At 44.2% G+C, this 21,271-nt stretch carries 25 protein-coding genes and 3 pseudogenes; 6 read left to right on the forward strand and 22 right to left on the reverse strand.

Annotated elements, in window-relative coordinates:
• Window positions 1-4: 4 nt before the first annotated feature.
• Window positions 5-1,111: a GPR endopeptidase gene (gpr, locus tag BAMF_RS32875; protein ID WP_003152878.1), complete on the reverse strand. Its 1,107-nt coding sequence runs from the start codon at window positions 1,109-1,111 to the stop codon at window positions 5-7.
• A gap of 202 nt (window positions 1,112-1,313) precedes the next feature.
• On the opposite strand from gpr, the gene rpsT reads away from it, so the two are divergent.
• Window positions 1,314-1,580 (forward strand): 30S ribosomal protein S20, encoded by a 267-nt coding sequence (gene rpsT, locus BAMF_RS32880; RefSeq protein WP_003152876.1) that lies wholly within the window; start codon window positions 1,314-1,316, stop codon window positions 1,578-1,580.
• A gap of 16 nt (window positions 1,581-1,596) precedes the next feature.
• Here rpsT and holA read toward each other — a convergent pair.
• Both holA and BAMF_RS41320 read right to left on the reverse strand, forming a co-directional pair.
• A pseudogene (gene holA, locus BAMF_RS32885) lies at window positions 1,597-2,638 on the reverse strand (DNA polymerase III subunit delta).
• Between the two features lie 39 nt (window positions 2,639-2,677).
• Window positions 2,678-2,832: pseudogene (locus tag BAMF_RS41320) on the reverse strand (hypothetical protein).
• A 40-nt stretch (window positions 2,833-2,872) separates the two neighbouring features.
• On the opposite strand from BAMF_RS41320, the gene BAMF_RS40855 reads away from it, so the two are divergent.
• Window positions 2,873-3,007, forward strand: a complete 135-nt coding sequence (locus BAMF_RS40855; protein WP_003152870.1) for a YqzM family protein — start codon at window positions 2,873-2,875, stop codon at window positions 3,005-3,007.
• A gap of 18 nt (window positions 3,008-3,025) precedes the next feature.
• On the opposite strand, the gene BAMF_RS32895 is transcribed toward BAMF_RS40855, so the two are convergent.
• The 3 genes from BAMF_RS32895 to BAMF_RS32905 all read right to left on the reverse strand — a co-directional run bounded on the left by BAMF_RS32895 (window position 3,026) and on the right by BAMF_RS32905 (window position 6,628).
• Entirely contained in the window at window positions 3,026-5,377 is a 2,352-nt protein-coding gene (locus BAMF_RS32895; RefSeq protein WP_041481655.1) for a DNA internalization-related competence protein ComEC/Rec2, read from the reverse strand.
• Window positions 5,378-5,947: a ComE operon protein 2 gene (locus BAMF_RS32900; protein WP_003152868.1), complete on the reverse strand. Its 570-nt coding sequence runs from the start codon at window positions 5,945-5,947 to the stop codon at window positions 5,378-5,380.
• Window positions 5,948-6,013: 66 nt separating this feature from the next.
• Window positions 6,014-6,628, reverse strand: coding sequence for a helix-hairpin-helix domain-containing protein (locus BAMF_RS32905; RefSeq protein WP_013352942.1), 615 nt, complete (start codon window positions 6,626-6,628; stop codon window positions 6,014-6,016).
• A 58-nt stretch (window positions 6,629-6,686) separates the two neighbouring features.
• Between BAMF_RS32905 and comER the strand changes: the two genes are divergently transcribed.
• On the forward strand, window positions 6,687-7,508 hold the full coding sequence (gene comER, locus BAMF_RS32910) for a late competence protein ComER (protein WP_013352943.1): 822 nt from the start codon (window positions 6,687-6,689) through the stop codon (window positions 7,506-7,508).
• 68 nt (window positions 7,509-7,576) lie between these two features.
• Here the strand turns inward: comER and BAMF_RS32915 are convergent, their stop codons facing one another.
• Genes BAMF_RS32915 through BAMF_RS32950 form a run of 8 tightly spaced genes read right to left on the reverse strand, consistent with a single transcriptional unit; the run spans window position 7,577 to window position 12,582 of the window.
• On the reverse strand, window positions 7,577-8,314 hold the full coding sequence (locus BAMF_RS32915; RefSeq protein ID WP_013352944.1) for a class I SAM-dependent DNA methyltransferase: 738 nt from the start codon (window positions 8,312-8,314) through the stop codon (window positions 7,577-7,579).
• On the reverse strand, window positions 8,311-8,667 hold the full coding sequence (rsfS, locus tag BAMF_RS32920) for a ribosome silencing factor (protein ID WP_003152864.1): 357 nt from the start codon (window positions 8,665-8,667) through the stop codon (window positions 8,311-8,313). The genes BAMF_RS32915 and rsfS overlap by 4 nt, the downstream gene beginning before the upstream one ends.
• Before the next feature lie 17 nt (window positions 8,668-8,684).
• Window positions 8,685-9,245: a bis(5'-nucleosyl)-tetraphosphatase (symmetrical) YqeK gene (yqeK, locus tag BAMF_RS32925; protein ID WP_013352945.1), complete on the reverse strand. Its 561-nt coding sequence runs from the start codon at window positions 9,243-9,245 to the stop codon at window positions 8,685-8,687.
• Window positions 9,235-9,804 carry a nicotinate-nucleotide adenylyltransferase gene (locus BAMF_RS32930; protein WP_013352946.1) on the reverse strand — a complete coding sequence of 190 codons (570 nt, stop codon included), beginning with the start codon at window positions 9,802-9,804 and terminating at the stop codon, window positions 9,235-9,237. Before BAMF_RS32930 ends, yqeK begins: the two co-directional genes overlap by 11 nt.
• A gap of 10 nt (window positions 9,805-9,814) precedes the next feature.
• The gene (gene yhbY / locus BAMF_RS32935) at window positions 9,815-10,105 is read right to left on the reverse strand and encodes a ribosome assembly RNA-binding protein YhbY (RefSeq protein ID WP_003152858.1); all 291 of its coding nucleotides are present in this window, start codon (window positions 10,103-10,105) and stop codon (window positions 9,815-9,817) included.
• On the reverse strand, window positions 10,099-10,941 hold the full coding sequence (aroE, locus tag BAMF_RS32940; RefSeq protein WP_013352947.1) for a shikimate dehydrogenase: 843 nt from the start codon (window positions 10,939-10,941) through the stop codon (window positions 10,099-10,101). The genes yhbY and aroE overlap by 7 nt, the downstream gene beginning before the upstream one ends.
• A gap of 19 nt (window positions 10,942-10,960) precedes the next feature.
• Window positions 10,961-12,061, reverse strand: a complete 1,101-nt coding sequence (gene yqeH / locus BAMF_RS32945) for a ribosome biogenesis GTPase YqeH (RefSeq protein ID WP_013352948.1) — start codon at window positions 12,059-12,061, stop codon at window positions 10,961-10,963.
• 2 nt (window positions 12,062-12,063) lie between these two features.
• The gene (locus BAMF_RS32950; RefSeq protein ID WP_007408254.1) at window positions 12,064-12,582 is read right to left on the reverse strand and encodes a YqeG family HAD IIIA-type phosphatase; all 519 of its coding nucleotides are present in this window, start codon (window positions 12,580-12,582) and stop codon (window positions 12,064-12,066) included.
• 357 nt (window positions 12,583-12,939) lie between these two features.
• Between BAMF_RS32950 and sda the strand changes: the two genes are divergently transcribed.
• The gene (sda, locus tag BAMF_RS32955) at window positions 12,940-13,080 is read left to right on the forward strand and encodes a sporulation histidine kinase inhibitor Sda (RefSeq protein WP_003152850.1); all 141 of its coding nucleotides are present in this window, start codon (window positions 12,940-12,942) and stop codon (window positions 13,078-13,080) included.
• 131 nt (window positions 13,081-13,211) lie between these two features.
• Here the strand turns inward: sda and BAMF_RS42040 are convergent, their stop codons facing one another.
• The 3 genes from BAMF_RS42040 to BAMF_RS32965 form a co-directional block, all read right to left on the reverse strand.
• Window positions 13,212-13,346, reverse strand: a complete 135-nt coding sequence (locus tag BAMF_RS42040; RefSeq protein ID WP_003152848.1) for a hypothetical protein — start codon at window positions 13,344-13,346, stop codon at window positions 13,212-13,214.
• 74 nt (window positions 13,347-13,420) lie between these two features.
• Complete coding sequence (locus tag BAMF_RS32960; protein WP_003152845.1) at window positions 13,421-14,152, reverse strand: SGNH/GDSL hydrolase family protein; 732 nt, start codon at window positions 14,150-14,152, stop codon at window positions 13,421-13,423.
• A gap of 69 nt (window positions 14,153-14,221) precedes the next feature.
• Window positions 14,222-14,956 (reverse strand): polysaccharide deacetylase family protein, encoded by a 735-nt coding sequence (locus BAMF_RS32965; protein ID WP_013352949.1) that lies wholly within the window; start codon window positions 14,954-14,956, stop codon window positions 14,222-14,224.
• A 233-nt stretch (window positions 14,957-15,189) separates the two neighbouring features.
• On the opposite strand from BAMF_RS32965, the gene BAMF_RS32970 reads away from it, so the two are divergent.
• Window positions 15,190-15,816 carry a TVP38/TMEM64 family protein gene (locus tag BAMF_RS32970; protein ID WP_013352950.1) on the forward strand — a complete coding sequence of 209 codons (627 nt, stop codon included), beginning with the start codon at window positions 15,190-15,192 and terminating at the stop codon, window positions 15,814-15,816.
• A 15-nt stretch (window positions 15,817-15,831) separates the two neighbouring features.
• Here the strand turns inward: BAMF_RS32970 and BAMF_RS41890 are convergent, their stop codons facing one another.
• From BAMF_RS41890 to BAMF_RS32980, 3 genes are all read right to left on the reverse strand, one after another.
• Window positions 15,832-16,020, reverse strand: coding sequence for an N-acetyltransferase (locus tag BAMF_RS41890; RefSeq protein WP_232469697.1), 189 nt, complete (start codon window positions 16,018-16,020; stop codon window positions 15,832-15,834).
• Between the two features lie 141 nt (window positions 16,021-16,161).
• A complete protein-coding gene (locus BAMF_RS41895; RefSeq protein ID WP_232469698.1) occupies window positions 16,162-16,302 on the reverse strand; it encodes a hypothetical protein in 141 nt (46 codons plus the stop codon).
• Complete coding sequence (locus BAMF_RS32980) at window positions 16,268-17,524, reverse strand: MFS transporter (RefSeq protein WP_013352951.1); 1,257 nt, start codon at window positions 17,522-17,524, stop codon at window positions 16,268-16,270. The genes BAMF_RS41895 and BAMF_RS32980 overlap by 35 nt, the downstream gene beginning before the upstream one ends.
• Window positions 17,525-17,980: 456 nt before the next feature.
• On the opposite strand from BAMF_RS32980, the gene sigK reads away from it, so the two are divergent.
• Entirely contained in the window at window positions 17,981-18,706 is a 726-nt protein-coding gene (sigK, locus tag BAMF_RS32985) for an RNA polymerase sporulation sigma factor SigK (protein ID WP_020956104.1), read from the forward strand.
• A 135-nt stretch (window positions 18,707-18,841) separates the two neighbouring features.
• Here sigK and BAMF_RS41325 read toward each other — a convergent pair.
• Together BAMF_RS41325 and BAMF_RS40870 are read right to left on the reverse strand one after the other, a co-directional pair.
• Window positions 18,842-19,070 (reverse strand): annotated as a pseudogene (locus BAMF_RS41325) (recombinase family protein); the annotation flags it as partial.
• A 256-nt stretch (window positions 19,071-19,326) separates the two neighbouring features.
• Entirely contained in the window at window positions 19,327-21,141 is a 1,815-nt protein-coding gene (locus tag BAMF_RS40870; RefSeq protein ID WP_013352953.1) for an AAA family ATPase, read from the reverse strand.
• Between the last annotated feature and the right edge of the window lie 130 nt (window positions 21,142-21,271).

The raw sequence follows: 21,271 nt of genomic DNA on the forward strand, positions 1-21,271 counted from the left end.
CATTTTAATGATTATAAGAACCTTTGTTATCTTGTGACACTTTTTCATGAAGGGCGGTGTTTAACCCGTTTGCAAGCACGTTCGCCATATCATCAATAAAGGTGTCAATCTCCTTCGGCGTGACCATCAGATTATGGCCGAGCGGAGAGAGCACTTCGTGAATCAGCTGGCGTTTTTCGTTTTCGTCCAGCGTGCCGACAATACCGAGAAAGGATTGGCGTTCTTTTTCTCCGGGAAGATCTTCGTCTGTCAGCACCTTCTTTTTGCCGAAGTTCATTCCGGCGGGCACCAGAGATCTTGACGGGCTGTCATCTTTCATCTCTCTGCCGAAATGCTTTAATATATAATCCACCGTATCGCTCGCGATCGTAACCGCATCAACGACAGTCGGTACCCCGATTGCGATGACGGGGATGCCGAGCGTTTCCTTGCTTAATTCTTTTCTCTTATTGCCGACGCCTGATCCCGGGTGAATGCCCGTATCAGAAAATTGGATGGTCGTGTTCACCCTTTCAACGGCTCTTGCCGCAAGAGCGTCTACCGCAATCACAAAATCCGGCTTTGATTCTTTGATCACACCTTGAATAATATCGCTCGTTTCAATTCCCGTTAATCCCATCACACCGGGAGCAAGCGCGCTGACCGGCCTGTACCCTTCCTGTACGTTTTCCGGCTGAAGCCTGAACAGATGCCTTGTCACAAGAAGGTTTTCGGTCACGAGAGGGCCGAGCGCATCCGGCGTCACATTCCAGTTGCCGAGACCGACGATCAAACAGCTTGCATCCTTTGGAATCTTTAATGCCGACAGATAGGCGGAAAATTCCTCGGCAAACACTTCCGTTACTTTTTCCTGCATGTCAGAGTCGTGTTCCCGAACCCCTTGAGCCTCGATCGTGACATAGCGTCCCTGCTTTTTCCCCGATAGCTCGGCGCCTTCTTTGGTAATATCGACGGTTCTGACTTTAATGCCGCCCTTGTCGCGTTCTTTTTCAATAAACCCGTTTATTTCTTTTGTCTGACCGGCTTGTCCGTCTTTTACCGCCTGTTTCGTTTCTACCGCTAAATCCGTCCGTATCAGAAATTGATTGACATCCAGTTCGTTGTTTTTCACAGGAAAGACCTCCTTCAATCATCGTGGTATATAGTGTGACCATTTACAAAACGAATCATGCGAATTTACCCATCAACGAAAAATACTTTACATTTATATTGCAATCTAAAGTTCTGTTTGATAGAATACAATTTGTTCTATTGTGAAGAAGATTTAACCTTAAGACACTGTGCTACAGGTTGTATCTTAGGAGGTGAAACACATGCCAAACATTAAATCAGCGATTAAACGTACAAAAACAAACAACGAACGCCGCGCTCATAACGCGACAATCAAATCTGCTATGCGTACTGCAATCAAACAAGTTGAAGCTTCTGTTGCTAACAACGAAGCGGATAAAGCGAAAACTGCTCTTTCTGAAGCAGCGAAACGCATTGATAAAGCAGTGAAAACAGGTCTTGTACACAAAAATGCCGCAGCTCGATACAAATCTAGACTTGCGAAACAAGTGAACGGACTTTCTGCATAATACAAAAACGATCCCTTTAACGGGGATCGTTTTTTTCATTCAGTCCCGAGAAGCTCAAGGAGAAAGAGCTCCAGCAAGAGCTGCTTGTCCTTTTTCCCCGTTTTCATTTCATAATCCATCACTGCGAGCCTTTCTATAATACGCCGCAGCTCTTCTTCAGAAAATAGCCTCGCCTGATCCATCGCCAGCTTTACCCGGAAGGGGTGCACCTTTAAGTTGGAAGCGATTTGCTTTTGGCCGTATCCTTGTCCCGCAAAATACTTTGTCTGCATAATCAGACGGAATTGGTTGGCGATCAGCGCCATAATTTTGATCGGTTCTTCGTTTTGTTTTAAAAGATCATAAAATATTTGAAGACTTTCCGTCCGTTTTCGGTTCACGATTTTGTTGATCAGCTCAAAAATATTCTGCTCCAAACTTCTTGCGACAAGCTCCCGGACATCTTCAAGCGTGATCTCATGTCTGTCACCGGTGTAGGCGGAGAGTTTTTGTATTTCCTGATATATGGAAGACAGATGGCCGTTTGCAAGCAGAACCAAATGCTCGGCAGCTTCTGTATCCATCGTTTTATTTTCGGATTTCGCCAGATTAATCGTAAAATCAGTCGTCTCCTTTGCATTCAGCTCCTTAGCTTCAATCATAAGGGCTTTTTGCTTCAGCGCTTTCGTCAGCTTTTTCCGTTCGTCCAGCTTTTCATACGGAGCCACAATCACAAAGACCGTATAAGGCGCAGGCTCCTTCAGGTAAGTCTCCAAAGCGCTTGTATTATGCTCTATTTTTTCTTTCTTTTTTTCCCCTGTTAAAAAAGACGGATTTTTTACGATAACCAGCCGCTTCTCTCCCATAAACGGAAACGTTTCCGCATCGGTTATGGCCTGGTCAAGCGGATCCTCTTCAAGATCAAAAACAGACAGGTTAAAATCTTTAGTCTCCTCATCAACGACAGCTTGTCTGATCCGGCTGACAGTCTCTTGGAGCAGATACGTTTCTTTTCCGTATAAGCAATAAACGGAGCGGACATCCCCTTTTTTCAGGGCTTTCCAAACATCAAATACCATGATCGTATGACTTCCTCTCTTTCTTGATCCCCTTCTATCCTAAATTGAGTTCGGCAAATAGTAAAGAGGAAGCTTTAAAAAGGACAGCTTCCTCATTTATAATAAACGCCTGATTCACAAGCTCCCGGGTCTGCTTGTAAAAAGGCGATAATCACAAGAACAGAAAACGTTACCATCACTTCTAGATTTTTCAAAACAATTCCAGTATACTTAGGGAAGTCAGGAGGGATGAAATTGAATGATTTTGAAAAAAACGTTCAAAGCAAACGAAATGATGCTGTTGACTCAGCTGTCGGTTTTGTCGTGTCCTTCGGATTTTTCGCCTTTTTGTTCGTGATGGCAACAGCCATCCATCTTATCGGCTCTTAGCCGCATTCCGGGCTGCTGTCAATCGGCAGTCTTTTTTACTTCTTGCGCCCTGGTTTCTTCTATATCATATGGAGGGAAGACGGAAAACGTTCCGGCGCCTTTTTCAAATCTGTATTGAATCGTTCCGCTGATATCGGTGCGAAGCACATTGACAGAGTACGCCTTCAAACGATCCAGCACTTCTTCATGCGGATGATGGTATCGATTCTCTTTTCCTGCTGAAATCAGCGCTGCTTCCGGCTGAAGCTGTTTCAAAAAGGCTTCACTCGTTGAGCTTTTGCTGCCGTGATGACCCGCCTTCAATATATCAGCCTTCAGTTTCGGATACGTTTTCAGCACTTCTGTTTCGCCGTCCGATTCTAAATCTCCCGTCAAAAGCCAGCTCACTCCGCCTAAAACCGTCCAAAGCACCAGTGATGAATCATTTTTACTCTTTCCGTCAGATGACTCCGGAGACAGCACCTGAAACTGAAGATCACCCGCTGTAATGGTGTCGCCCCGCTTTGCTTCGGCAACGGGAATGTTGTTTTCTTTCGCCATTTTTAATATGTTCTGATCCTTCGGTTCTTTTACGAATCCCACGGGGACAATTAACCGTTTGACTCTATGATTTTTGATTAACACTCCGGCTTCTCCGATGTGATCCTGATCCGCATGGGTTAAAAACAGCGCATCCAGCTTTTTCACCCCTTTTCCGTTTAAAAACGGAATCAAAACCTTCTCGCCGATAGAATACGGGTGGCGTTTTTCTTTCCATGATTCTCCGGGATAAGCAATCACTCCCCCTGTATCAACCATTACGGTCCCTTTGCGGTGCGGCGCGCTTATAAACAGCGAGTCTCCCTGCCCGATATCAAGCATATCCGCTTCTCCCCATGGACTGAAATACGGACGGCATATTAAATAAGCCAAAACCGCGCAGAAAAAAAGAGCCGATTTCCTGAGTTTTAAAAAACCTCCCTTTTCCAAAGCCGCAAAAAGCGTAAAAACGGAAACCGCAAGCAGAAGAAGGGAAAGAAAGTCAGGCTTTGACACAATCATAGTAAATAAATCAACGGATGCCGCATATGTAATGAAATCATGCACAGGCTTCATCACAAGGTCAAACATATCAAACAAACATTCTCCCATCTGCCTTGAAAGCAAAAGAAGAAGGAAGCCGATGACAGAAACCGGAATGACAAATAACGTATAAAATGGCACCATCACCATGTTCATCGGAAAACTGACAAGTGAAATTTGCTGAAAATGATAGAGAAGAAACGGAAGTGAGCTGAGCTCTGCAATGAATGAGGCCATCGCAAGCCCGGCAAGTCTGCTTTTCCCCGCTTTCTTTAAAATGGAGGATGACAGAATTAAAGAGGCGCTTACCGCAAAGGAAAGCTGGAAGCCCGCCTGCCAAAGGAAGTAAGGATTAAACAGCAGGAGCAGCAGATAAGACAGAGACAATGCAGCAGAGGAATGAATGCCGCGTTTAACAAGAGTTCCGGCGATATAAAATCCCAGCATGAGGGATGCGCGCAATACGGATGGGGCGGCACCGCTCAGCAGCGTATACACCGGCAAAAACAGCAGCAGCAACATCCCCGCCTTTTCTCTTGTCAGCCCGATTCTGATCAGAGCATAAAATAGTCCCGCCGTAATAAGACCGACATGCATTCCGGAAATCGCCATTAAATGAACGACTCCCAAATTTTGATATGCACTCAGTATATCGTCCTCTATAGAAAATCTTTCACCTAAGGTCAGCGCTTCAACAATTCCGGCGGAAGATTCAGGTACGTGATTCCGAATGATTGAAATCAAATTTTTTCTGAAGTTCAGCAGTTTAAACAGCGGCTGTTTGGATTTTTCACACTGCTCAATGGAAGTCACGGAAAATAACCAGTGAATCTGCTGAGAGTAAAGATATTCCTTATAATCAAAACCTCCGGGAATCGTCGCATGTGCAGGCTGTTCCAGAGAGCCTGTAAACGTGCAACGCATCCCCGGTTCAAGCTGTTCAATGAGTCTCTTTTCCTCAAGAGACCGGATTTTATACGAAGCCGCCCATTTTTCCTTGTCATGTGTACGGATAACGGCTGACATTTTCGCTCCGTCAACCTTCGGAATATTAGTGATGACGGCCTGTTCAGTATAACTGCCGGCCTGATACCGCGTTACATTCGCAGCGTCACAAACCGTATAAAGAAAGAAATAAACACAAAAAGAAACGAGGCAGACAACAACCGGAGCAGGCTGCTTTGTTTTTATCATAATAAAGAGAAGATACAGAAGAAAAAGGAGCAGAACCCAGAAGACATGAGCGGCGGCAATTCCCGCAGTTGCAGAAACCGCCGCCAGAGGCAGAAGAAGGTATTTATATTTCATTTATACGTAACTGGTAAACAGCTCATTGGCCTGTTCATGAATTTTTTTCAGTTCATCTGCCTTAACTCCCGCATCAGATAATTGCTGAATCAGACCTGCTACAAAAGACAATTTTTCGCGGTTTTTCAGATCGATGATCATTTCATCAAGTTCGACCTGCTCCACCTTGACTCCGGCTTGGCTGAACAGCTCTTTTGCATAAGGCTGTGTTTTGTAATCTTCGGCATAATAGACCGTTTTGATGCCTGCCTGGATAATTGATTTGCAGCATTGAATACAAGGATAATGCGTCACATAAATTTCGGCGCCCTCCGTCGGAACACCGAACTTAGAACATTGCAGAATCGCATTCATCTCTGCATGTATGGTCCTCTGGCAATGATTATCTATTAAAAGGCATCCTTCATCAGCGCAATGGACGCCGCCGGCAATTGAGCCGTTGTATCCGCCGGCAATCATCCGCTTATCTCTGACTACGGTTGCCCCGACTGACAGTCTCGGACATGTGCTTCTCAGCGCCAGCAAATGGCTTTGCGCCATAAAATATTGATTCCATGAGATTCGTTCCACAAGTGTTCCCTCCAAAAAGTCTTGTTGCTTTTCTAAGTTTACATAGATTTAAGCAGAACCGTCAATTCACTTTACCGTAATGGAAGTTTTTATCCGCTCAAATGACTTTTCTCCAAAGCCTGATACATTCATCAAATCTTCAGCAGTCTGAAACCGTCCGTTTTCTTCTCGGTAGGCGATAATGGCTTCCGCTTTTTTCTGCCCCACCCCGGAAATCGCCTGAAGTTCGTCCAAAGATGCCGTATTGATATTGACAGCTGCATTCTCCTTTTCACCCGCTGCTGTTTTCGGGTGATTCTCTTCTTCGCCTTCACTCGGAATATAAACAATCGTCCCGTCCTGCAGCTGCTCTGCTAAATTAACATTCAATTCATCCGCCTTTTTCTTCAGGCCTCCGGCTTTTTCAATGGCTTGCGTCACTCTGTCTCCCGCTTTCATTTCATACACGCCGGGATTTCGGACCGCACCTTTCACATCAATCATAATCTTATCGTCTGCGGTGTCTTTTTTGTCCGCGACGGAGGCTGAGGCTGTTTGGCCGAGCACGGACTGCTGTTTGACCGGCTCTTCCTTTTCAGAACGAAACAGCCAAATACAGATAAAAACCGCCCCTGCCGCAAGACAAGCGCCCAGAATTTTCAGGTTCCGCCGCAGCCGCTCCGTCATCATCGCTTTCGTCATATTGCATTGCCTCCCCGCATAAGGTTTAGAGGATTAAGGGAAAAAGGAGGGGAATTCATTGAAAATAGGCTTTATCGGCACCGGAAACATGGGAACGATCCTGATTGAATCGTTTATCGAATCAAACGCTGCCGATCCCTCACATATCACCATCACAAACAGAACAATCGAAAAAGCATTAAAACTAAAAGAACGTTTCAGCGGCATCCATGTCATTGAGGATCAGGAAAAGCTCGTACAGGATAATGAAATAATATTCATTTGTGTAAAACCGCTGGATATATATCCTTTGCTGAAAAAACTCACACCGCATTTACGGAAAGATCACATTTTAATCTCCATTACCAGCCCCGTTCAGACGGATCAGATTGAACATACGGTTCCGTGTCAGACGGCCCGCGTCATTCCGAGCATTACGAACCGCGCCTTGGCCGGCGTCTCGCTTGTTACGTTCGGCAAAAGCTGCAGCGAGGCAGCAAAAGCAGATATTCAAACACTGTTCACTCATATTTCAAAACCTGTGGAAATCAGCAGCGGCATTACAAGAGCGGCGTCAGACATTGTCAGCTGCGGGCCCGCTTTTATGAGTTATCTCGTTCAGCGCTTTATTGACGCGGCAGTGGAAGAAACGGACATCACCAAAGAAGAAGCCGTGATTATGTCGACAGAAATGCTTGTCGGTCTCGGAAAGCTTCTTGAAACGGGGCATTACACGCTTCCCGCCTTGCAGGAAAAAGTATGCGTAAAAGGCGGCGTCACCGGAGAAGGACTGAAGGCTCTCGAAAGCGGTGTTCAGGATATGTTCAATCGTGTCTTTCAGCGTACACATGACAAATACGATGAAGATATATCGTTAGTGAAGAAGCAATTTCACGTGTAACTGAGTATGCCATAAAGAGCTTTATCGCGCCAATCGCAAAAAATGCATTTTAAAAACCATCGTTCCGTTTAAACGATGGTTTTTGGTTTGCCTGCCGTAAAGAAAAGACGTTCAGACTCTGTTGAAGGAGGCCGGTCTGTAAAATCAGCCGTCACCTTCTTCAGTTCAAATCCGGTCTCTGCAAGCATTTGTTTATATTCTTCAATGTAAAATGTTTTTTGCTCATGCGTCTCGTCATAGCGGTCATAAGATTGTCCGTTCCATACGAAAAAGGACATATCATGGATGACAGAAAGCTCTTCATCGCCGGCAAAGCTTTGCCAGATATAGCTGATCTGCTCATCCTGATCCGCATGGGTGCTGTCCGGAAAAAGCTCCGTCATTTTATACGGGGAATGGACGTCAAACAGAAGCAGGCCGCCCTCCTTCAAAACTTGAAAAACACTTTTGAAGGTGCTTAAGACATCATTTTTCGTTTTTAAGTAATTTAGGGAATCACAGCAGATGACTACGGCATCAAACTGTTCTTCAAAACCGGAAAGCTTTCTCATATCCTGCTGGAGAAAAAGAATCGGCTTTCCCGTTTTTTTCTGCTGGGCACAGCTCAGCATATCTTCACTCAAATCAATCCCCGTGACTTCGCAGCCTTTTTCAGCAAGCCTGATGGATATTTCTCCGGTTCCGCAGGCAAGATCAAGCACCCTTCCCTTTTCCGGAAGAGACGCTTCGATCCAGCCCGCCCATTCATCATACGGCGCATGTGACATTAACTCGTCATATACACCGGCGAAGCCTTGGTAAATCATGAGTTCAAGCCGAGTTCAAGCTCTGCGAGCGGCGCGTCGCCCCATAGCTTTTCAAGATTATAGTAGCTTCTTTCATCTTTATGGAAAACGTGGACAATGACGTCGCCGAGATCAACTAAAACCCAGCGAGCCTCATCAAACCCTTCCATCTTTTTGACATCAATGCCGTTTTCTTCTGCCTGATCTTTAATTTCACGCGCAATGGCCTGAACCTGTTTATCAGAATTCCCGTGGCAGATTAAAAAGTAATCCGCTACAAGTGAGATTCCTTCCATGTCCAGCGCTAAAATATCTTCTGCACGTTTATCGTCGCATGCTTTTGCCGCGATTTTTAATACGGAAGCTTGATTCATTTTCCATATTCCTCCTGTCATTTTTGAGACACCAGCCAGTTATAGGTTGCAAACGTCTCCGGAAAGACCGGCTGGTTTTTTTTCATCAGAAATATCATTGTATTTTTCATCGCTTGTATGAGCGCTTCGTTCAGATCTGTTTCCGCCAGACGGCGCACCTCTTCCACTCCGGGAAAATGGCGGCCGGGTTCAATGTAATCCGCAACGTAGATGACTTTGTCTAAAAGGGTCATTCCGGGACGCCCTGACGTGTGATAGCGGATTGCATCCAAGATCTCAGGATCAGTGATCCCCGCTTCTTTCTCAGCCAAATACGCTCCCACAGGGGCATGCCACAGCTCGGCATTGTAATCCAAGAGCTCAGCCGGCATTTTTTCCCGCACGATGATCTGCTTCATTTCTTCTTTCGGCCGGAATTTCGCATAATCATGAAAAATAGCCGCCATTTCCGCTTTTTTCGTATCTGCTCCGAACCGGCCTGCGAGAATAACCGCCGTATCTGTCACGCCGATTGTGTGGATGTAGCGATGCTCGGTCAGCTGTTCTTTGACGCAGGCAAGTGCTTCCTCACGATTCATATAAATCATTCTCCTCTATATACTGCCTCACTTTATTCGGCATTAAGTATTGCGTCGGCTTTTTTGCTTTGAGACGTTCTCTCAGCATCGTTGACGAAACGTCAAATTCCGGAACGTCGGCAAAAAGCAGCGGGTACGGTGTCTCAATATGATACCCCGGGCGCCGCACTCCGATAAATTGAATGAGCGTGAGCAGTTCGTCCAGTTTGTACCATTTCGGCAGATATTCAATCATATCCGCCCCGATAATAAAGAAAAGCTTGTCGTTCGGGTGCCGCTCCTTCAGTAAACGGACGGTATCATAGGTATAAGAAGGGCCTTTCCGGTCCATTTCCGCAAGCTCAAGCTTAAAGAAGGAATTAGAGCTGATGGCAAGCTTCAGCATCTCCACCCGGTGCCGGCTGTCTGTAAAGTCTTCATTCTGCTTATGCGGCGGGATTTTATTGGGCATAAACCAAATCTCATCGAGCTCCGCCTGATGAAGGACTTCATTAGCCATCAGAAGATGTCCGTTGTGCGGAGGGTCAAATGTGCCCCCGAATATTCCGATTTTCTTCATGTCAACCACCTTACGGAAGCTCGATTTGTTTATTTTCCTTTGATTCCTTATACAATACGATCGTATTTCCGATCGTCTGCACCAATTGTGAGCGGCTGCCTTTCACAAGCGCTTCTGCGACATCGTTTTTATCGTCTTCGCAGTTTTGAAGCACGCTGACTTTAATCAGCTCTCTTGCTTCTAAAGCCTCGGCAATCTGTTTCACCATGTTTTCGTTGACTCCGCCTTTTCCCACTTGAAAAATAGGCGTTAAATGATGCGCTTTTGAACGCAAAAACCGTTTTTGTTTTCCTGTTAACATTGTGTTCCTCCTAGTTTTCCTTCAACAATTGCTCTCATTAAGCTGCTGTCAGGCTCTTGTTCCGTCCACAGCTTGAAAGACAGTGCAGCCTGTTCCACAAACATGCCGACACCGTCAAGGGTTGTTAAACCTCTTTTTTCAGCTTCTTTTAAGAACGCCGTTTGAATCGGGTTGTATACGATATCACAAACGATGGCGCCCGTTTTGGCCCGTTCCAATGAGAGCGGCACGGCATCCGTTTTCGGATACATGCCGACAGATGTTGTATGAATAATGACGTCATATTGTTCAAGCTGATTTTCAGCTTCTTTTAAAGTAAGGGCGCGTTTCTGCTGAAAAGAGGGAGCAGCAGCAATCAGACTTTCTGCTTTTTCCGGCGTGCGGTTGCAAACGTCAAATTGTTTCGGCTCTCTGCGGACGATCGTCGTAAAAATCGCTCTTGCCGCTCCTCCCGCCCCAATCATGAGGATGGAGAGCTCTGATATCGGTTTGTCCAATACTTTGACTAAGGATTTATAAAACCCATCTCCGTCAGTATTATACCCGATGAGCCTGTCTCCCTCTCTTTTGACGGTATTTACGGCCCCGAGTACTTTCGCGCTTTCATGTATTTCATCCAGATGCTCCATGATCGCGACTTTATGCGGGACTGTGACGTTCACTCCGCAGATGCCAAGCGCCTTGATTCCGTTAACGGCGTCCTTGAGATGACGAGGTTCCACCTGAAACGCAAAATACTGCCCGTTGATGTTCTTATCTTGCAAAGCTGCGTTATGAATATCGGGTGACATTGAATGCCCGATCGGATTTCCGATTACTCCGTACAATTGTTTCATGCTCCCTCTCCCCTTCTCTCTATATTAATGAACGGCGGACAAATACGTGTACGCCTTTCGGAGCATATGCCGTTATTTTTTTATCTGCTTGCTGCACCGTGACCCAGCCGAGTCCGGAAAAAACGATATCCGTCTTTCCTTCTTTAATCGTAAACGTGTGGGCCGTAAGCTCCGGAAATTCATCCAAATGATCTTTTCCGGGCGGGGTAAGCAGTTCTCCCGCATGCTTTTCGTATAAAGCATCAGCATTTTCAAGCTTTGTTCTGTGAATCATCAATTCATTCGGCATATAGCAGACAAACGCCGTTTTATCGCCTGATACATAGTCAAACCGGGCAAGCCCGCCGAAATAAAGCGTTTGTTTTTCATTCAGCTGAAAAGTGCGCGGCTTCAGTTCTTTTTTCGGTGTCAGCACCTTTAAGTCACGCTTGTCCACGTAATGCGCCATCTGGTGATGGTTAATGATTCCCGGCGTATCATAAAGCGCAGATCCGTCATCAAGCGGGATTTCAATTGCATCAAGCGTCGTGCCCGGAAATTGAGAGGTGGTAATAATATTCTCTTCCCCTGAGACCTCTTTAATAATCCGGTTGATAAATGTGGATTTGCCGACATTGGTACAGCCCACCACATACACATCGCGCCCTTCGCGGTAATGTTCAATGGCGTCAATGACTTCCTTCATCCCTTGTCCGCGGGAAGCGCTGATTAAAAAGACATCAAGGGGTTTTAAGCCGTATTCTTTCGCTTCGCGTTTCATCCATTGGACGAGCCGTTCCCGCTTTACGGATTTCGGCAGGATATCGGCCTTATTACCGACAAGAATGATCGGATTACCGCCGACAAAGCGGTTCAGCCCGTTTATCCAGCTTCCGTTAAAATCAAAAATATCAACGACTTTGACAATTAGAGAGTCAGTATCGCCGATTGTGTGCAAGATATTTAAAAAGTCATCATCCGTTAATGAAACATCTTGAATTTCATTGTAATTTTTCAGTCTGAAGCAGCGCTGACAAATGACATTCTCCTTCGTGAGCGATGCCTTTGGCGCGTATCCGAGACCTTTTTTATCCTCGGTCTGGATCGTTACTCCGCAGCCGATGCAAACAACCTTTTCCATTCCTAATCCTCCCACTGAATATGGCCTTTACGTTTCAAAGAACTCAATATTCTCCGTTCAATCCGGCGGTTAAAGCGCGTCATGACTCCGTCAGAGGAAGCGACAGGCACGACGAGGATCGTATGATACCCGTTTCTGTTTCCGCCGAGAACATCAGTAAGCAGCTGATCGCCGATGACCACACAGTCTTCTTTTTTCAGATCCATGCTGCTGACGGCTCTTTTAAAGGCGCGCCCCATCGGTTTTCTTGCCTTATAAATAAACGGTATGCCAAGCGGCTCCGAGAATAATTTCACTCTTCGTTCATTATTATTGGAGACGATCGTGACTTTAATGCCGTGCTCCTTCATTTCTTCAAACCACTCGATTAATCGAGGTGTCGCACTCGGTCTGTCCCACTCCACAAGCGTGTTGTCAAGGTCTGTAATAATCCCTTTCACATTGCGTTCCTTGAGCTTTTCCGGTGTGATATGAAATATATTTTTCACAAATTCGTCAGGTAAAAAAAACTTTTTTAACAAAACCCGCACCCTTCCTTTTCTTTCTATCATCTATATGTCGAAACCTGTCAGATTTAAAAACAAAGTCGGACTCAGTAAAAAAATTTCGACAAAAATTGGGTTTCTTCACCAGTTGTGGATAAAATTACACACATTATCCACTCTTATTACATCCGGATTTATCCAGATTATAAACAAGATACTAACAAGTTATCCACTTACGAGTGTGGATAACAGAACGATTGTTCTTATTTGTATTTCATGGTAGATTAAAGATAACCTCACCATGATTGAAACGCAACCTTCCATCATATGCTTGCGTCTGATGATTGATTACAATTGTAAGGAGGTGCCACTCCCATTAATTGGGTCCCCGGCATGAGAAAGCTTTCTGATGAATTACTAATAGAATCTTATTTCAAAGCCAATGAAATGAATTTGAGCCGTGAATTTATCGAGTTAATTGAAAACGAAATCAAAAGAAGATCGCTCGGACACATTATTTCCGTTTCTTCTTAAACAGAAAAAATTCCCGGGCGAATTTCCTTTTTTTACTCAGATGACTGATATTATATCACTTCGGTTATGCGCATTACTACCACTTTCAACAAAAAACACCCCTAAAATAGAGGTGTTTAAGAGGACGGCTGCTATATATTGAACCAATACAGACCGCCCAGGACGAGAATGACGACGAGCAGCACAACAAAAAATGCGTACCAGTACCCCGCATTCACCCGAGGAGGCGGGCATACAGGATATTGCGGAGGGAAACCGCGGTTCATAGCAATCGCCTCCAAAAGATGTTTTTTCTACAGCCTATGAAGCAGAAGCAAAACGGTTTAGGCAGCTGACGGCGTCAGCGTTCCAAAACCCGCCCATTTTTTATGCCTTCAATTAAGATTCTGGCGCCTTTTGGCGTCATATGATTTCCGGAGGGATCTATCAGTCCGGATTGGATCAGCGCCCGGTCTGTATCTTTGCCGCCGTCCGCGCGTATAAAGTGTTTCCAGTTATCCACCAGCGGCACTTTCAACTCAGCTGCAACCTGCCTCGTAACGCCGTTATAGGAATTATGCCATGTTCTCGCGCCGCCTTTTTCTTTAAAGGCTGAGGCTTTATATCTCGAATAGTAATAGAGATGATGCGTTCCGTTTCCTTCTATAACCGGGATGCACGTCATTAAAATCGGCTTTATGCCGTGATTTCTGCTTTCGTTTATGAAATAAGTCAGGTTTTCTTTAAACCGTTTCTTTGATACTCGCGGCTGATCTCCCGTCAAAATGCCCGCATCATTTGTTCCGAACATGATAAATAAATATTGGGGCTTACGCTCCAGCACATCGCTTTGAAAGCGCAGGCGCGCATCCTCAGTCGTCTGGCCGCCTATTCCCGCATTTATAACCGTAAGACGGCCGCGTTCCGCTGTTTTTAAAATGTTTACCCACTGCTGCGCCTTCGGATAATCACGATAATCCCAGTTGGAACCGCGCGTATTGCTGTCGCCGAACGCGACAACACTTTTCTCTTTGCCCGCAGCGCATCCTGATAACAGACAGGTTATCGTAATAAAAAGAACAGCAAACTTCATTTTCTCTCCCTCCAAACCTTACCTCCTATGGTACACATCTCTTTGGCGGCTTTCAACGCGGCGCTCTCTTTACTGGATATGAAAAGGACCGGAATCCTGTCCGATCAAATCCGAAACCTTAACAAACGTGTAGCCCTGCTTTTTCAGCTGGGGAATGATTTCTTTCAAAGCCTCCACCGTCTGGCGCCGGTTTCCTCCGCCGTCATGCAGAAGAACGATATCTCCATCTCTGGCATGTGAAACAACGTGCCTGACGATTTTTCCTTTTCCGGGCCTTTTCCAGTCCCTCGGATCTTGGTTCCATGACCACATGATGATATGATAGCCCTCTTTTAAGATGCTTTTGAAAGCCGTCTGATTCAACGACCCTCCCGGCGGGCGGAATAACTTGTCCCCTTCCGGCTGCAGCGATCTGATATGATGCGCGGAGCTGTGAAGCTCTTGTAAAATGTCTTTGCGTTTTAAACGGTGAAAATAAACATGGTTCATCGTATGGTTGCCGATTTCATGTCCTTCTTCAACGATGCGTTTTGCCGTTATGGGGTATTTGTCTATACGGCTCCCGATACAAAAAAAGGTTGCTTTAACATTGTGCTGTTTCAGCACGTCTAACACAGCCTCCGTATAGACAGGATGGGGGCCGTCATCGAAGGTTAAAGATAGCTTCTTTTTTTCAGACCTTATATCCCAGTACACGTTTCCCGTCTTCTCCATGTCACTTCTTTTTAAAGATTTCGCATCGGCGGACACGGCAGTGAGACTCGTGAGGACGCATATCATGATGATCAGATGAAAGCATCTCAACGTTTACACCTCCAGTAAACACTACTGTTAACGTGTCCCCTTTTATAAAAAATTATTCTCTGCATCAAATGATGTACATCCCCGCTTCCCGCTTGTTTTTGTCCAAATCCGGGTGCAGCCGTTTCTCATCAAACGGCAAATGCTGATAAACAAGTACGCTTATCGGACAGCTTATTTTAATAGAAGGAGATAGATTTGTGCTGTATACTAATTGAAAAGAGGTGAACGTACAGATGATAAAAAAGGGATTCAGTCTTGCCGTCATCATTGCTGTCGTGATGATCGGCTTTATGCAAAAAGACGTCTGGCTCAGCATGATTCGCGCGGGCGGCATGTACGCCGTGCTTATGAGTATCCTTCTGGTCGCAGCTGACGTATTTTTTCCGATCGTTCCATTCGCCATTATCGCAGCCTTAAACGGAGCGGTTTTCGGGATTGTAAACGGAGTGTGGATTACATTGTCAGGCGCGATGCTCGGAACAATGGCATTGTTTTTTCTCGTCCGGTACGGATTCAGAGACTGGGCCAGAAAAAAGCTGGCGGCTTACCCGGCCGCGGCTCAATATGAAGATTCATTTCATCAGCACGCGTTTACGGCGGTGCTTTTCGGGCGGCTGATTCCGATTATACCGTCGCTTGCCATGAATACCGTCTGCGGGCTGAGTAACATACGATGGCCGATCTTTTTTTCTGCGTCGGTGCTCGGCAAAATTCCGAACATTGTGATCGTGACCGTCGCAGGCGCTTCATTTACAAGCAACAAACTGCTGTCTTTCGGGATTTACGGAATGTATATGCTCGTCTTAATGGCGGTCATTTATAAGAAGTTTCCCGGTCTTTTAAAAACAACGAGAAAATGAAACGCGTACCGCCCCCTATTCCGGCGGTACGGCTCCTCTCATTCTGAGAACTTTTCCGTTACATTCTGAACCGATCACTTCCATGTTTTTCTTTCTGTAAAATGACAGAGCCGCTTCATTGCCCGGCGAAACTCTCAGGTGATATTCCGAAACACCGTTCGCTCTGAAAACTGATTCGCGTATTGATGCAGTTTTGTTCCGCACCCTCTTCCCCTCTGCTGCTCAGTCATATAGTAAAGGTGCACATAACCCGATTTTTTGGCTGCGGTAAAATTTGATGGAAGCTTCAAGCTGTCCGATCGGCTGCCCGTTATGAAGAAGCAGCTTAAAATTGTCGGGTGAGCATTAGATTTGGGATGACAGCCATATGAGATATTCATCCTTATTAAAATGATCCGCCGTGCCAAAGCTGACGAAAAACGAATCCTCACGAAATGAAACGGCCGTCTCTTTATGTTTGTTTAAATTGATCCGCTTGAAATACATCGGGAGTCCTCCTTTTTGAGGCCGCAAATAAGAACGAGCATAAAATGGCTGCCAACGCCAGCATAACAGCAGCCCCTGCGATGACGATGCCGCGGACGGAAGAACTGACAGCCGCCGCTCCGAAAACCGCCGTTACCACTATAATGAAGACGGCTTCGACTAATGAATAAAAGCTCCCCACTCTCCCCATAATGTCCACCGGAACATTTTTTTGATAAAATGTCTGAAATCCCGTATTGGCAAACGCCAGAAAAAAAGCGAGAAGGAAAAATCCGAAAGCAGCCGTCCAAAAAACGTCAGAAAACGCATAAATCATATATCCTGCCGCTGTGAATAAAGAGCCCATTCCCATCAATAAAGAAGCCGGCATTTTTTTATTAAAGAACACATTGACAAGCGCCCCCGCAATAACCCCTGCCCCTGAGACACTGACGAGAAAACCGTAATCGGCATCAGTCAGCTGAAGAACCTCTTTTGCAAAAGCGGCTTCAAGCGAATCAAGCGCGGATGGCATAACGGTCATGACCAGACTGAATAAAAAATAAATGATCATGACGTTTCGCGCCGTTCGGCTGAAGCGATAGACGAGCTTCCAATCTTCTTTGTACACTGCCAAAGAAAGCTTCTGTGCGGGAGAATGTACGTGGGGCTCATTTTCAAGGCTCGGCAGCATCATCGTGATGAAACCGGACAGCACCAAAGCCGCCGCATTCACCCAAATCGCAAAAATCGGCGTGCCGGCGATAAAAAGCAGCCCGGCCGCAGCCGGCCCGAGGAGAAAAGCCCCTGATTCCGACAAAGCCCTTAGTGAATTGAATCGTTTTCTCCTTTCAGCCGGAATAAGCATCGTCACATACGCCATGGAACACGGACGAAACATCGCATTGGCCATTTGAATCAAAAACACGATACAATAAATGGAAAATAAAGACCATACAGTAAACATCAACGGCAGAACGGCAATGAATGCAGCCCGGATGAAATCAAGCGACATCATCATATTCCGTTTGTTACACCGGTCGATGATGCTGCCCGACCACCCATTTGTCATCAATACAGCCGCAGGCCTGATTAAATAAAGGATGGAAACCGCAAAAGCAGACCCCGTTTCTTTTAAGACAATAAGATTAAGAGACAAAAAATAAATCCATTCACCAATATTTGCTATCCCGATTCCGGTTAACAGAAGCATCGGGTACCGCCAAGACTTCAGGTTTTTCATCTTATCCCTCCCTTAGAAATAAAAAACGCCCTCAAGACAATAAAGTCTTGAGGACGGGAAACAGCCCGCTATGCCAGAATCAATTCGGTTTGGTGCCGGCCTAAGCCGGGTACAAAGCTTACTCGGTAACAGAAGTATCCGCCGCATCATCCTCGTTTTTCATGATTCCGATGCGAAGCTAAGAGGTTTGTTTCAACACATCCATTCATACTCCTTCACAGCTCCCGGAGCTCTCTGTCATGAATGATATCTGTCTACTCGTCTCTTCAGCGCTTTTCGTTATATTCTTTTCACCCTTACTTTTTTTAACAATATACCGGCTCAATCAGCAAAAATCAAGAGGCTGTAAGAAATAAAACCTGCCTTTGATTAATTTCCCTGTACAGACACAAACAGCCTGACTGCCACATACAGTTACATATAGGCTTTTGCCTACATAACTTTGTGGAGGTGAGGATGGTGACAGGTGTTTTTGCAGCGCTCGGGTTTATTGTGAAAGAACTCGTGTTTTTAGTATCATACGTGAAAAATAATGCCTTTCCACAACCGCTCTCAAATAGTGAGGAGAAAAAATACTTAGACCTTATGGCCGAAGGAGATGAACACGCCCGCAATATGCTGATCGAACATAATCTCCGTTTAGTCGCCCATATTGTAAAAAAATTCGAAAACACGGGAGAAGACGCAGAAGATCTGATCTCCATCGGTACAATCGGGCTGATCAAAGGAATTGAAAGCTACTCAGCCGGAAAAGGCACGAAGCTTGCCACATATGCCGCACGATGTATTGAGAATGAGATTTTAATGCATCTGCGCGCATTGAAAAAAACGAAAAAAGACGTCTCCCTTCATGACCCGATCGGCCAGGATAAAGAAGGGAATGAAATAAGCCTGATTGATGTTCTCAAGTCGGAAAGCGAAGATGTGATCGACACCATTCAGCTCAACATGGAACTTGAAAAGGTCAAAAAATATATTGATATTTTAGACGACCGCGAAAAAGAAGTCATCGTCGGCCGCTTCGGGCTTGATTTAAAAAAAGAAAAAACGCAGCGCGAGATCGCAAAGGAGCTCGGCATTTCAAGGAGTTATGTGTCGCGGATTGAAAAACGCGCATTGATGAAGATGTTTCATGAGTTTTACCGGGCGGAAAAGGAGAAGCGGAAGAAGAAGGGAAAGTGAGCGAAAAGCCGGATCTGACATCCCGGCTTTTTCTATTTTCTTTTCAATAGAGGAAGAATATTTGAAAAAGAGATGTACCAGTTATGAAAATCATTTTTCTAATTATTGCGGTATGATTGATGGCTCAATGATCTATTTCCGAGAAAGACGGTCAGGATCGTAGCAGATGACTTGACTAATAAGTCCCTTGCTTGCATCCTCCCTCAGGCCATTCAACGCCGGACGTTCTAAAAGCTCCGCAGAAAATCCATCAACGGCATACTGCAGCACATCCTTAGTCCCTGCTTTCTTTATGCAGGCCTCGATCTGGCTGTTAATGCTTGATCACTTGTTCCTCGGTCGATGACACCACATATATTCCCATAAACCCAGATCTTCTTCCTATAAAGTTTTATTAAATAATGATAGAGCAATCGTTAATGCGTTTATCAGCTTGCAGTCCTTCGATGATTATTATCTTTTGTTTAACTACAGTAAATATGAGAGCAAATTAGAAATAGTTTGTTTATATACTCAATATAAATATTCACAGTGGATAATCTTAATCCTTTCTACTACACTAATTACTATGGGTAACAATAGGCTGTTTGGTTAAACCTTTCATGAACCCGCAGATAATTTCACCATTTATATACAAAATCAAATAAATCCTTCAACCTAGGAAATTTCTCTAATTCTTCTCGGTTTTCCATAAGATCATTTATCCTTTTCCAAGTTCGAAAGGGTTTATCTTTTGAAGGAATCTTAGTCCCCTTCTCCCAAAGGAGATTTTCTAGGGTATCTTCAACTAAGAAAATTTGTTCTCCATCAGCTGCAATTCTAATCTGTTCATTAGCCTTATAAGGGTCTATGCCCCTAATAGACTCCAATTCTTCATCTGTCCTATCCTTTCTGTCGCAATCATGTACGATCCTAAATGGAATTTTAAATGCTTTTAGCAATTTTGCAAAAGGCACAATAGTCCATTTTCCTCCACAAGAAACAATTGTTGTAGTATTAAATACTTCCTCAGATATTTCATAATGTTCATGAACCCTTAATCTATGATTAAATAAACTTTTTTCAGTATCGCCCTCAACTAAAACAACTCTTTTTGCAAAGAAAGCTTGATTAACTGTAGGGTGAAAATCTAAAGAAGCTCTTAGAGCATTTTTTTCACTTTCTATATTGATACCCTTTTCAAAAGGATCTTGTTTTAACTGATTGATATATGGGGCTTCACTTGAATTTTTTCTATTTAAAATAGCTAGTGACATTGGATTTTCTACAACATCAATCAAAAAAGGAGAATGAGTGCTGATTAATACTTGCCACTGGGTTTGCTTTGATATATATTTCAATGCATTTTTCAATCTAATCATTAAATGAGGATGAAGGTACAATTCAGGTTCTTCAAAGAGTAAAATTGTAGACCTAGTCATTTCTTCTGAAGTATTCTTTGAAGAATGGTTAGCAAGAACTTCAATTAAGGCAAATATTAAGGCCCTCTGAGAGCCATGTCCCTGTCTTTCAATCGTTGTCTCCACGCCATCGTCCATTAATAGGGTTGTATAATTTCCAACGAATTTATTTGTATCGGGAGTGGACATTGCAAACTTTATCTTAGATTCAATGATTGAAGACATTCTATTTGAAATATCGTTGGTTAATTGACTGATAATCGGTGTCTCTTCTTCTAATTCACCGGATAATTTTTTAGAAAGGAGTTCAACATTTTCCATTAGGTTTCTATATTCGTTCATATTTTGAATAGCAGGTAAGATTATTTGTTTTAAAAGTGTACCAAAAATCGTAGTATTGGTTGGTTTTAGTTCATCTGAAGCATCTTTAACAGCTGGAATTATTACTGCATTAGGCAAAGCCTGCTTTAAAGCTGGGGCAATACTAATATTTTCAGAAGTCCAATCCTCTTCAGAGAGAGTCACTAACTCTGGATTTGTTTGTTTTATCTCCTCTTTAACTCTTTCTCTATTCGCTTTCGTCCTCCATTTTGTTCCGTCAATTCCTAATGAAGTAGCTATTTGTTTGATTGTATGCGAATTCTCGCTCCACTTCTCCTGAAATCCATTAATTTCGTATTGTTTTATGTATGCTTCATAGAAACTTTCCACCTTGCCATCTTTTAAACTAGCTCTTAGCCGAAGTTTTATTTTACCATCATTCACCAACCCCGCAACACCAGGAGTATCCCTTTCCCAGTCTAAGATATGATCAAATACACCTTCTATTATTATTTCTTCATTTTCAAAACCTTTTCTCCACTCATCAATACTAGGTTTAGATTGGTTTAGAAAAATTTCGATTGCTCGTATTATTGAAGATTTTCCACAGTTATTAGGCCCTATTAAACTTGTAAAGTCAAATAAATCAACTTCTATTTTTTCTATACTTCTAAAATTACTGACCCTTAGATATGAAAGATTTATATTTGCCAACCCCTATCCCGATTTTTTTACACATCCATTATAAATTTCTGCAAAAAATGCCATTTTCCTTCAAAGAAAAAAACAGTTATATAGATGTGTTTTTACATCTATAGATACTTCATCTAGTTAATCCAGAGAA

The organism is Bacillus amyloliquefaciens DSM 7 = ATCC 23350, assembly GCF_000196735.1.
GTDB lineage: Bacteria > Bacillota > Bacilli > Bacillales > Bacillaceae > Bacillus > Bacillus amyloliquefaciens.